Here is a 10,767-nt window from a genome sequence, read left to right as displayed (position 1 = left end):
AACGTCCCCCGTCATACCGTGACGCACGTTCTCCATCCGGACGTTCCACGCCGGGGTCCCCCGCACGTCACGGTATGGCGACGGCTACGCTCCGTCGGGCACGCCCCGGAACGTGATAAACCGGGCAGCCATGGAACGCCTGCTGATCCGCGACGCCCTGCTGATCGACACCGACCCCGAGGCCATCGCCCTCCCCACCCACGACCTGCTCGTCGAGGGCGGCCGCATCGCCGCCGTCGGCCCCGGCCTCGCCACGCCGCCCGAGGCCACGGTGATCGACGGCCGCCAGCTGATCGTGCTGCCCGGCTTCGTCGACGCCCACCGCCACGTGTGGCAGGCCGCGCTGCGCGGCATCGCCGCCGACGACACCGACCTCGGCGACTACCTCACCCGCGTCCTCGGCGAGATCGCGCCCCGCTACCGCCCCTCCGACGTCCACGTCGGCACGCTGGCCGGCGCGCTCGAGTGCCTGACCTCCGGCATCACCACCGTCCAGGACTACGCGCACATCCTGTTCACCCCCGACCACGCCGAGGCCGCGATCCTCGCGCTGCGCGGCTCCGGCATCCGCGCCGTGCTCGGCCTCGGCCAGCCGCCGTTCGGCGAGGGGCTCACCGCCGACCAGATCCGCCGCGTCCACCGCGAACACTTCGCGCCCGCCCCCGACGACCTGATCACCCTGGCCCTCGCCCCGCTCGGCCCCGCCTACTCCCCCATGGCGGCCGTCGAGGAGGCCTGGGGGCTCGCCGCCGAGCTCGGCCTCCGGATCTTCACCCACATCGGCAGCGGCCCGATCGCGAAACGCCCGATCGCCACCCTGCGCTCCGCCGGCCTCCTCGGCCCCCACCTCACCTTCGCGCACGGCAACTCGCTCCCCGACGACGAGCTCGCGCTGATCACCGAGGCCGGCGCCGCCGTCGTCGCCTGCCCCGCCGTCGAGGCCCGGATGGACTTCGGGCCCCCGCTCCCCGACCGGCTGCGCGCGCACGGCGTCACGGCCGCCCTCGGCGTGGACGTCGTCAGCGCCACCGCGGGCGACATGTTCTCGCTGATGCGCGCCGCCCTGACCGGCGGCCGCCTCTCCCCCGCCGACGTCCTGCGCCAGGCCACCATCGGCGGCGCCACCGCCCTCGGCCTCGCCGACCGCGTCGGCTCCCTCGGCGTCGGCAAAGACGCGGACCTCGTGCTGCTCCGCGCCACCGACATCAACCTCCTGGGCGGCCGCCACAACCCCGTCGCCACCGTCGTCACGGCCGCCCACCCCGGCAACGTCCACACCGTCCTGGTCGCCGGGCAGCCCGTCCCGCTCGACGTGCCCGCCGACCTCACCACGGCGCTGGCGGCCTCGGCCGCGCACGTCACCGCCGGCTAGCTCGCCGTCGCCCGGACCTCGCGGCACTCCTTCTCGACGGTCCCCTGGTAGAGACAGACCCGCACCACCGGCGAACTCGCCGTCCCAGGCGAGGCGTTGAAGGCGTAGCAGCGGTCGGCGAAGGCCGGGTCGTTGCCGGTGAGGAGGCGGGTGCCGCCGGAGGTCGCGGAGACATGGGCGCGGACGCCCCAGCCGTCGGCGAGGTTGTCGCAGACCCGGAGCCGCACGCTGCCGTCGCCGTACGCCGTGGCGTTGGCCCAGCCAGCGTTCTGGGCGGCGCCCGCCAGCACCGTTCCGGTGGTGGCGAGCCGGGGCTCGTGCACCGCCACGTCGACCACCACGGGGCGGTGGTCGGAGGCGCTCGTCGTCACCGTCCTGGCCGCCGTCACGTCGAACGACGGAGTCGCGTAGACGTAGTCGATGCGCGCGTCGTCCCCGTTGCCGGGCAGCGTCACCGTCTCGGCGCCCGTGTTGGGGTTGAGCTGCGTCCAGCCGTCCAGCCAGCCGGGGGCGGCGAACCAGGGCCGGATCTCGTTGTCAGGGCGGACGTTGAGGTCGCCGGTCAGCAGCATCGGCGTCCGCATGGTGGCGCCCGACGAGACCCGGTCGACGACCTCACGCGCCTGCCGGTTGCGCCGCTCCGTCGCCTCGGCGCCGACGCCTGAGGACAGGTGCGTCGTGTAGATCCGCACATCGGTGCCGCCGACGTTGATCCGCACCCCGCCGAGGCTGCGCCGCACGGCGGTCGTGTCCGCCGGGTACTGCGGCAGCAGTGCGGTCAGCCGCTCCTGGATCGGATACCGACTGAGGATCAGGTTCCCTGCCGAGCCGCCGAAGGCGTTGTCGTCGCTGCGCGCGAAGTGCGCCTGGTAGCCGGGGAACGCGTCGAGCAGCGTCTGCCACTGGTTCTCGCCGCCGATCGCCCGGTTGTCGTGCAGCTCCTGCAACGTGACCACGTCCGGGCTCTGTTGCCGGATCACCGACACGATCCGGTCGAAGTCCGTGACGCCGTCCGTGCCCTGGCCGCCCTGTACGTTCCAGTTCAGCACCCGCAACGACACGGTGGCGGCCGCCGCCTGCCCCGAGCCCGTCGCGACCACGCCAAGACCCGCGAGCAGGGTCACCGCCAACGCACCCACGAGCCCACGCCATCGACGCATGTCCGCCTCCGCCCGCCTGTTGACATGTCGGCGACAGAATGAGCTACGCGGGTAGCGTGGTCAAGACCGCCCGGGTGCCGGTGGTTGAATCTCCTGGTGAACGACGAGTGCACGGTCCGGCCGAGGACGGAAGACGATCTCGACGCGTGCGTTGGGGTGCTGGCGGAGGTACACCGACGCGACGGCTACCCGGTGCACTGGCCGGCCCGCCCCGCCGACTGGCTGTCGTCCGGCGACCGACTCGGCGCCTGGGTCGCCGAACTCGACGGCCGCGTCGCCGGACACGTCGCCCTCTCGCGACCCGGCGACGGCGACGTGACGCCCGGGCTGTGGCGCGAGGGACCGACGGCGGTGCTCAGCCGACTGTTCGTCGCGCCGTGGGCCAGGGGGCACCGGCTCGGGGCCCTGCTGATCGGCCGGGCCGTCGACGAGGCGCGGCACGCGGGCCGGCACCCGGTCCTCGACGTCGTGGCCACCGACACCGCGGCGGCGGCGCTCTACGAGCGGCTCGGCTGGAAGCGGCTGACCACGGTGGAGCAGCGCTGGAGCCCGGACCAGACGGTGCCCGTCCACTGCTACGCGGCGCCGGCCGAGCCGACCTGACGGGCGAGGGCGTCCTCGCGGAGGCGACCCCACGGACTGTGGGCCAAGAGTGCGCTACGCACGGCCCCTCGCCAGCAGTGCCGAGTGCGGCAGTAGCAAAGCGCCGTCCTCGGTGGTGAATTCGACGCTCAGTCGCTCGAAGTGGGAGCTGATCTCCGCGATGACCGGCGCCGGTTGGCGGGTGATCAGCTGGCCGATGGTGGCGACGCCGGCGGCCGCGACGGCGCGGCCGAGGAGCGTCTGCCCGGGCCCGGCCGGGACGGCCCAGACGGTGAGGGCGAGGCGCCCGCCGGGGCGGGCGACCCGGCGGAGCTCGGCGAGCGCGGCGCGGGGTCGACCGACGTGATTGAGGACGAAGTTGCCGACGACGGCGTCGAACTCGCCGTCCTCGAAAGGCAGGTTCGGCAGCGCGGCGAGCCGCACGTCGACGTCCGGCGCGGCGCGGGCGGCCAGCTCCACCATGCTGGGTTCGGCGTCCACGGCCGTCACCCTGGCGCCACGGCCGACGGCCGCCAGCGCTGCGGTGCCGGTGCCGGTGCCGACGTCGAGGAGGCGCGTGCCACGGCCGACCTCGGCCGCGTCGAGGAGACGCGGCACCGGATGTGCGCAGAGCCGCGCGAAGCCGGCCGCGTAGGCGGCGGCCCGCCCCGCCCAGGCGCGGCGCTCGGACTCGTCGAACGCGGTCGTCGTCATGCGCACGGCCCAGGGCGGCACCCGGCCGGTCGGGCCCCGCGCGGGCGCGCTCATTCCGCCGCGCTTCCCAGCGCCTCGACGACGGGGCGAGCCACCGGGCTGGGGGACGCGGCGTCGAGATCGAGCGGTCCCGTGGGTACGAGCGGGGGCTGGGCCATGAACCGTGGAACCGTGCCGCGGTGCGGTTGGGCCGCGTGCACCAGGAACGGGTGGCACAGGAACACGTCGCCGCTCCGGCCCGTCGCGGTGGTCTCCGGGCGCCCCTCGCTGGCGGCCACCGCGTCACGGCACAGCTCGAACCACTCGCGCCCAGCGTCCCCCGCGTCCGCGAGCAGCGGCGGCACGTCCCGGTGCGAGCCCACCCTGATGCGCGTCGGCGCGTCGTCGGGACCCACCTCGGAGAAGAGGAACAGCATCAGCAGCGCCCGCCCGCGCGAGCGCAGGTTGAGCCGGTACTCGCCCGCCTCGCCCGCGAAGCTGGCCTCCACGTGCCAGCCGTCGTCGCCCGGCTCCTCGTCGCTGGGGAATCGCACCGGAAAGGTGCCGAGGCCGCCCGGCGCCCGCCACTTCCCGGGGCCCACCAGCTGGTCGAACGCCTCGTGCAGCACCGGGGCGTTGGCGGCGGCGCGGAAGGGCGGGGTGGCGAAGCCGCCGAGCCGGATCACCGGCCTGGTCCAACTTGTGGGATCGTCCGGGTCGCAGCCGGTCGCCTCCCACAGCTCCGCCCGGCACCGGTCGGCGACGTCGGTCGGCACCGCGCCGGCCACCCGGACGAAGCCGTTCTCGACGAACTCCTCGATCTGCGCTCGCGTCAACACGGTGGTCAAGTCTCTTCACGGGTACGCGGTGCGGCAATCGAATTCCCGCGGACGACCACGCGCTCGCGCCGCTTCGGGTGGCCGGACCAGGCGTCAGCCCTTGACGGCTTCCGCGATCCGCAGGGCGGCCTGGGCGGGCGTGAGGTGTGTGGTGTCGACGACCTCGGCCTCGTCGTGGAGCCAGGTGCGGGCGGCCTCGGCGTAGGGCTCAAGGTACTGGAGACGGAACGGGGAGTCGGGGCCGAGAACGGTGTCGCCCGCGATGCGTGCGCGGAGGGTGTCCTGGTCGGCGTGGAGAACGAAGTGCCGCACCGGGATGGCATGGTGGGCGAGTCCCGCGCTGATCTCGCGCCAGTACCGCTCAACCAAAACGGTCATGGGCATCACCAGGGTGCCGCCCGTGTAGTCGAGCACGCGCCGGGCGGTCTCGACGACGAGTTGCCGCCACGGCGGCCAGTGCTGGAAGTTGTCCGTCGCGGGCAGCCCGGGCGTGATGTCCATGAGCGTCACGCCGACCTTCTCGGCGTCGAGCACCCGGGAATCCGGGATCAGCTGCTGCACGAGGGCACTGGTCGTCGTCTTGCCCACGCCGTGGGTGCCGTTGAGCCATACGATCACGACACTGGATGCTAGGGCGTGCGTGTCTCCTCGGATACGAGCAGGGGCCCGTTGTCGACCAACAGCTGGGAGCTGAGGGTGTGGTGCGCCCATCGCTCCCACCTCGGCGCCGGCCACGCGCGGTCGCGGGTGAGGACCAGGAAGAGCTCCGGGCTGAGGACGGCGTAGATGATGTCCGCCGCCACGTCGGCGGGGACGGCGGGACTGGCGCCCGGCTTCTTCGTCAGGGACTGCGCCGCTGTGGAGATCACCGTGTACCGCGGGTCTTCCTGGTCCGGCCACAACTCTCGGATCTCCGGGTCGGTCGTCGCCGCGGCGTGGACCATCTCGTTGATGGCCGCGATGCGTTCGAGTGTCCTGCGCGTGCCGGCGACCAACGCGGCCAGTGCGGACTCGGCGGTCGGCGCGGTCATGACCTCCGCGAACCAGGGCCGGTCCATCGTCGGTACGGGGTCGTCGTCGCCCGCGATCGCGACATCGACGAGTTCCTTGAGCAGCGAGGGCTTGTTCCGAAAGACGAAGTAGATCGTCTGCACCGCCACGCCCGCTCGGTCGGCGATCTCCCGCAGTGTGGTCGCCCCATAGCCCTGCTCGACGAAGAGCGCGCCGGCCGCCTCGATGATCCGTCGCCGGGTCTGCCGGGCCTTGTCTCGACCGCCCGGGGCCCGGAGCGAGGAGCCGCCTCACGCCACCGCCGCCAGCGTCGGGTAGTCGGTGTAGCCGGTCGGGCCGCCCACGTACATCATGTGGCGGTCGCGGACCTCGTTGAGCGGGGCGCCGAGGCGGAGGCGCTCCACGAGGTCGGGGTTGGCGAGGAAGGCGCGGCCGAGGGAGACGACGTCGGCGCCGGCGGCCAGCAGGCGTTCGCCGGCCGCGCGGCCGCCGTCGGCGGGGAGCGGGCCGCCCCACCCCAGGTCCGGGTTGGCCATCAGGGTGCCGGACCAGCGCCTGCGGAGCTCCCGGTGGAGGGCGTCCTCCGGGTCGGCGAAGACGACGTGCAGGTAGGCGAGTTCGAGGTCGGCGAGGGCGTCGACGAGGGCCGGGTAGAGCTCCTCGGTCTCGCCCTCCGCGATGCCGTTGACCGTGTTGCGCGGCGAGATCCGCAGGCCGACCCGCTCCGGGCCGATGGCCTCGGCGACGGCGCGGACCACCTCAACGGCGAAGCGGACGCGGCCGGCGATCGAGCCGCCGTAGCCGTCGGTGCGGCGGTTGGTGTTGGCGGCCATGAACTGGTGCAGCAGGTGCCCGTTGGCCGCGTGCACCTCGACGCCCTCGAAGCCGGCGGCGAGGGCGTTGCGCGCGGCGGTGGCGAAGTCGGCGACGGTGGCGCGGATGTCGTGGAGGCTCATCTCCCGGGGCGTGACGGACGGTTGGCGGCCGGTGGGGGTGTGGATCGTCTCGGGCAGCGGGATCGGCGAGGGGGCCACGGGGACCAGACCGCTGTTGTCGGGGTGGCCGTTGCGCCCGCCGTGCTGAAGCTGCACGAACATCCGGCCGCCGGCGGCGCGCACCGCGTCGGTGACCCGGCGCCAGCCGGCGACCTGCGCCGCGGTGTGGATCCCGGGGATGTTGGGGTACGTCTGGCCGGTCGCGTTGGGGGTGGTGGCCTCGGCGATGATCAGGCCGGCCGACGCCCGCTGCGCGTAGTAGGTGACCATCAGGTCGCCGGGCACGCCGTCGGCGCCGGCGCGGTTGCGGGTCAGCGGGGCCATGACCAGGCGGTTGGGGAGGTGCAGCGGGCCGAGGCGGGTGGGCTCGAAGAGGCTCGAGGATTCCGGTGTCTGCGTCATGCCGGTACGGTAGAACTTGACATCAGTGTCAGATTCAAGTCCCACTCTTCGTGGAGAGGTGCCGCCATGCGCGTCGGTGAGCTGGCCCGCCGCACCGGGGTGAGCGAGCGTTCGCTGCGCTACTACGAACAGCAGGGCCTGCTGCGGCCCGAGCGTACGCCCGGCGGCCACCGGGACTACGGCGACTGGGCGGTGGACCGGGTGATCCGGATTCAGGCGCTCTACGCGGCCGGCCTAAACAGCGCGACGATCGCGCGGCTGCTGCCGTGCATGCGGGACGTGGACGGCGGGCTCTCGGAGCGCGGCGACGAGAAGCTGGTCGCCGAGCTGACCGCGCAGCGACACCGCATCGACGGCCTGATCAGGGACCTGCTCAGGTCCCGCGACGTGCTGGACGAGGCGATCGACACGGCCTCGGCGGATCTCGCCCGCTGACACCCGGGCCGACGGTCGCCGCCACCGGCCCGCGGTGCGAGGATGCGGTCGTTGATCGCAGGTGAGCGCGGCGAGGAGGGGTCGGCGGGATGCGGAAGAACAGGCTGGGCCGCAGCGCGGTCGAGGTGACGGAGCTCGGCTGTGGAGGCGGGCCGCTCGGCGGGCTCTTCTCCTCGCTCGACGACGAGACCGCGGCGGCGACGCTTGCCGCGGCCTGGGAGTGCGGGATCCGCTACTTCGACACCTCCCCGCACTACGGCATCGGCCACTCGGAGCGCCGCGTCGGGGCCTTCCTGCGCCACATGCCGCGCGCCGAGTTCACGGTCTCGACCAAGGTCGGCCGCCTCCTCGTCCCGCAGGACGCGGCGGGGCGCGTCGACGAGTTCAACGTGCCGGCCACCCACCGCCGGGTGTGGGACTTCTCCCGTGACGGCGTGCTGCGCAGCGTCGAGGACTCCCTCACCCGCATGGGCGTCGACCGCGTCGACACGCTCTTCCTGCACGACGCCGAAGAACACTTCGACGCGGCCCTGCGCACCGGCTACCCGGCGCTCGCCGAGCTGCGCGACCAGGGCGTGGTGGGCGCCATCGGGGCCGGGATGTGGCACACCGGGATGCTGACCAGGCTCGTGCGGGAGACCGACGTCGACGCGGTGATGCTCTCCGGCCACTACACGCTGGTCCAACACGGCGCCCTCGACGACCTGCTGCCGGCGTGCGCCGAGCGTGGCGTGTCCGTGCTCGCCGCCTCGGTCTTCAACTCCGGCCTGCTCGCCACGCCACGCCCCACCGACGACGCGCCCTTCGACTACGGCCCCGCCGCACCCGAGATCCTGCGCCGCGCCCGCCGCGTCGCGGACGTCTGCGAGGCACACGGCGTGCCCCTGCCGCAGGTGGCGATGGCCTTCCCGCTGCGCCACCCGGTGGTCGCGGGCATCGTGGTCGGCGTGCGCTCCCCCGAGGAGGTCAGGCGGAACGCCGCCCTGTTCGCCGCGGACGTCCCCGACGCCCTCTGGGACGACCTCCGCACCGAGGGTCTCATCGACGAGCGGGCGTGATCGTCATCGTGATCGTGGAGGCCGTGACGAGAATCGAACTCGTGTAACTCGCTTTGCAGGCGAGCCCCTGAACCACTCGGGCACACGGCCGGGCGCTTTCGCGTGATCACGACTCTGCCGGGTGGCTGGTGGGGGGTCAACGGAATCGGGTGATCCGCAACGGGAACGGCACGGGGGTCCATGTGCCGTTCACAAAGTCCCGGCTCAGGGGCGAATCAGCAGCTGAAGCTCGAAGGCGTAGCGGGACGCGCGGTAGAGGTGGGTGCCGTACTCGACGGCGCGGCCCGTGTCGTCGAAGGCGGTGCGCTGCATGCTGAGCAGCGGGGCGCCCGGCGGCTCGGTGAGCAGCGCGGCCTCCTCGGCGGTGGCGGCGCGGGCGCCGATGGACTGGCGGGCGCTGTGCAAAGCGGTGCCGGCGGCCCGCATCAGCCGGTAGAGACCGGTGGCCTCCAGGTCGTCGCGGCGGAAGTCGTACAGCTCGCGGGGCAGGTAGTTGCACATGTGCGCCAGCGGCTCGCCGTGGGTGAGGCGGAGGCGTTCGACGCGCTGGGTCTCGGCGCCCTCGGCGATGCCGAGGGCGGCCGCGACCTCGGCCGGGGCCGGGACGGTGGTGACGTCGAGGACCCGGGTGGCCGGCCGCTGGCCGGCGGCCTCCAGGTCCTCGTACAGGCTGCTCAGTTCCAACGGCCGCCGCACCTGACTGTGCACCACCTGGGTGCCGACGCCGCGGCGGCGGACCAGCAGACCCTTGTCGACGAGGGCCTGGATGGCCTGACGGACGGTCGGCCGGGAGAGGCCGAGGCGGGAGGCGAGATCGATCTCGTTGCCGAGGCGGGTCCCGGGCGACAGCCTGCCCTGCTCGATGGCCGCCTCCAGCTGCTGCGACAGCTGGAAGTAGAGCGGCACGGGGCTGTTGCGGTCGATGCTGAAACTCACGTCCACCGCGGTTCCCTCCTCGGTCCTCGGGTGCTGAATATACGACCTCAGGAGTAGAAGGCCGGGCGGTCGATCATGTTCACGGCGACGCGCTGCCCGGTGCGTTGCGCTTCGACGCCGGCCTCGCAGGCGGCCGCGACGGCGTAGCCGTCCCAGGCGCTCGGCCCGGTGACCTCGCCGCGCCTGGTGGCGTCGACCCACGCCTGCACCTCGCGGTCGTAGGCGTCGGCGAACCGGGTGATGTAGTCCTGCGCGATGGACCCGCCCCAACGGCCCGCGGCGTTGGTGAGCAGGCCGTGCGCCTCACCGATGCGGGCGGTGCCGTTCTCGCAGACGGCCTCCGCCTGCACCTGGTAGCCGAAGCCGGCGGTGGCGAAGATCTCGACGTCGACGAGGACGCCGGCGTCGGTCTCGAAGACGACGAGCTGCGGGTCGCCGATACCGGGGGCGGCGTTCCGGCTGGGGGCGGGCCGCAGCACGGTGACGGCGGTGATCTCCTGGCCGAGCAGCCAGCGGGCGGCGTCGAACTCGTGCGCCACCGAGTCGTTGATCAGCATCGGCTCTGTGAAGTAGGAGTGGACGGAGACGTTGCGGTGCCGGCAGTGCAGCATCAGGGGCCGGCCGAGCTCTCCGGCGGCCAGTACCTGCCTGAGCTGGGCGTACTCGGCGTCGTAACGGCGCATGTAGCCGACCTGGATCCGGCGGGTGCCGTGCCGCTGCTCGGCCTCGAGGACGCGGAGGGCGCCGGCGCTGTCCGGGGTCATCGGCTTCTCGCACAGCACGGGCAGCCCGCGGTCGAGTGCGGCGAGCAGCGTCTCCTCGTGGGCCGGCCCGGGCGACGCGATCAACACGGCGTCGACGCCGGGCGCGTCGAGCGCGGCGGTGGGGTCGGCGTGCGCGGTACAGCCGTCGATGTCAGCGGCGAGTCCCTTGGCCCTGGCCTCGTCCGGGTCGGCGACGGCCGCCACGCGGGCTCCGCTGACCACCTGGTCGATCCGGCGGACATGATCCGCCCCCATGGTTCCGTTCCCGATCACGGCGACCCCGAGCGCGGTCCTGGCCGTGGACGTGGTGGTGCTGGTCATGCGCTGCGTACCGCTTTCTACGAGAAGTTCCATGACAGGCCTCGGCGCGGCGGCGCGAAGCCGCGCCGAGGCTTCGCGCCGAGGCTAGGCCCCGCATGAGGCGAGGAAGTGGCGGGTGCGGTGGGCGATGGGGAGTGGTTGGTCGGGAGGGCAGGGGTACATGTCCTGTTCGACGATGGCGAAGAGGTCGGTACCGAGG

General features: G+C 73.3%; 12 protein-coding genes, 1 tRNA gene and 1 pseudogene. 4 read left to right on the top strand and 10 right to left on the bottom strand.

Annotated features, from left to right (window positions below):
- The first annotated feature begins 130 nt into the window (after positions 1-130).
- Complete coding sequence (locus E1265_RS26875; RefSeq protein WP_132933589.1) at positions 131-1,372, top strand: amidohydrolase family protein; 1,242 nt, start codon at positions 131-133, stop codon at positions 1,370-1,372.
- On the opposite strand, the gene E1265_RS26870 is transcribed toward E1265_RS26875, so the two are convergent.
- On the bottom strand, positions 1,369-2,532 hold the full coding sequence (locus tag E1265_RS26870; RefSeq protein WP_132933588.1) for an endonuclease/exonuclease/phosphatase family protein: 1,164 nt from the start codon (positions 2,530-2,532) through the stop codon (positions 1,369-1,371). The two genes, E1265_RS26875 and E1265_RS26870, sit on opposite strands and share 4 nt — an antisense overlap.
- Positions 2,533-2,628: 96 nt before the next feature.
- On the opposite strand from E1265_RS26870, the gene E1265_RS26865 reads away from it, so the two are divergent.
- The gene (locus E1265_RS26865; RefSeq protein WP_132933587.1) at positions 2,629-3,135 is read left to right on the top strand and encodes a GNAT family N-acetyltransferase; all 507 of its coding nucleotides are present in this window, start codon (positions 2,629-2,631) and stop codon (positions 3,133-3,135) included.
- A 54-nt stretch (positions 3,136-3,189) separates the two neighbouring features.
- Here E1265_RS26865 and E1265_RS26860 read toward each other — a convergent pair whose 3' ends face one another.
- From E1265_RS26860 to E1265_RS26840, 5 genes are all read right to left on the bottom strand, one after another.
- The gene (locus tag E1265_RS26860; RefSeq protein ID WP_132933590.1) at positions 3,190-3,828 is read right to left on the bottom strand and encodes a class I SAM-dependent methyltransferase; all 639 of its coding nucleotides are present in this window, start codon (positions 3,826-3,828) and stop codon (positions 3,190-3,192) included.
- Between the two features lie 50 nt (positions 3,829-3,878).
- A complete protein-coding gene (locus E1265_RS26855; protein WP_243741128.1) occupies positions 3,879-4,646 on the bottom strand; it encodes a phytanoyl-CoA dioxygenase family protein in 768 nt (255 codons plus the stop codon).
- A 93-nt stretch (positions 4,647-4,739) separates the two neighbouring features.
- Entirely contained in the window at positions 4,740-5,264 is a 525-nt protein-coding gene (locus tag E1265_RS26850; RefSeq protein ID WP_132933585.1) for an AAA family ATPase, read from the bottom strand.
- Positions 5,265-5,275: 11 nt separating this feature from the next.
- Positions 5,276-5,884 (bottom strand): helix-turn-helix domain containing protein, encoded by a 609-nt coding sequence (locus tag E1265_RS26845; protein WP_279571469.1) that lies wholly within the window; start codon positions 5,882-5,884, stop codon positions 5,276-5,278.
- 63 nt (positions 5,885-5,947) lie between these two features.
- The gene (locus tag E1265_RS26840) at positions 5,948-7,054 is read right to left on the bottom strand and encodes an alkene reductase (RefSeq protein ID WP_132933583.1); all 1,107 of its coding nucleotides are present in this window, start codon (positions 7,052-7,054) and stop codon (positions 5,948-5,950) included.
- Positions 7,055-7,120: 66 nt separating this feature from the next.
- On the opposite strand from E1265_RS26840, the gene E1265_RS26835 reads away from it, so the two are divergent.
- Positions 7,121-7,489 carry a MerR family transcriptional regulator gene (locus E1265_RS26835; RefSeq protein ID WP_132933582.1) on the top strand — a complete coding sequence of 123 codons (369 nt, stop codon included), beginning with the start codon at positions 7,121-7,123 and terminating at the stop codon, positions 7,487-7,489.
- Between the two features lie 89 nt (positions 7,490-7,578).
- Entirely contained in the window at positions 7,579-8,547 is a 969-nt protein-coding gene (locus E1265_RS26830) for an aldo/keto reductase (RefSeq protein WP_132933581.1), read from the top strand.
- A 15-nt stretch (positions 8,548-8,562) separates the two neighbouring features.
- On the opposite strand, the gene E1265_RS26825 is transcribed toward E1265_RS26830, so the two are convergent.
- From E1265_RS26825 to E1265_RS39685, 4 genes and pseudogenes are all read right to left on the bottom strand, one after another.
- A tRNA-Cys gene (locus E1265_RS26825) sits at positions 8,563-8,637 on the bottom strand.
- Positions 8,638-8,751: 114 nt separating this feature from the next.
- Positions 8,752-9,489: a GntR family transcriptional regulator gene (locus E1265_RS26820; protein ID WP_132933580.1), complete on the bottom strand. Its 738-nt coding sequence runs from the start codon at positions 9,487-9,489 to the stop codon at positions 8,752-8,754.
- A gap of 41 nt (positions 9,490-9,530) precedes the next feature.
- On the bottom strand, positions 9,531-10,568 hold the full coding sequence (locus tag E1265_RS26815; RefSeq protein WP_132933579.1) for a Gfo/Idh/MocA family oxidoreductase: 1,038 nt from the start codon (positions 10,566-10,568) through the stop codon (positions 9,531-9,533).
- Positions 10,569-10,652: 84 nt separating this feature from the next.
- Positions 10,653-10,767, bottom strand: a pseudogene (locus E1265_RS39685) (2-keto-myo-inositol dehydratase); the annotation flags it as partial.

It is taken from the genome of Streptomyces sp. 8K308, from assembly GCF_004348315.1.
GTDB lineage: Bacteria > Actinomycetota > Actinomycetes > Streptomycetales > Streptomycetaceae > Streptomyces.
The sequence above is the reverse complement of the archived record's forward strand: the minus strand, read 5'-3'. Positions and strand labels throughout refer to the sequence as shown.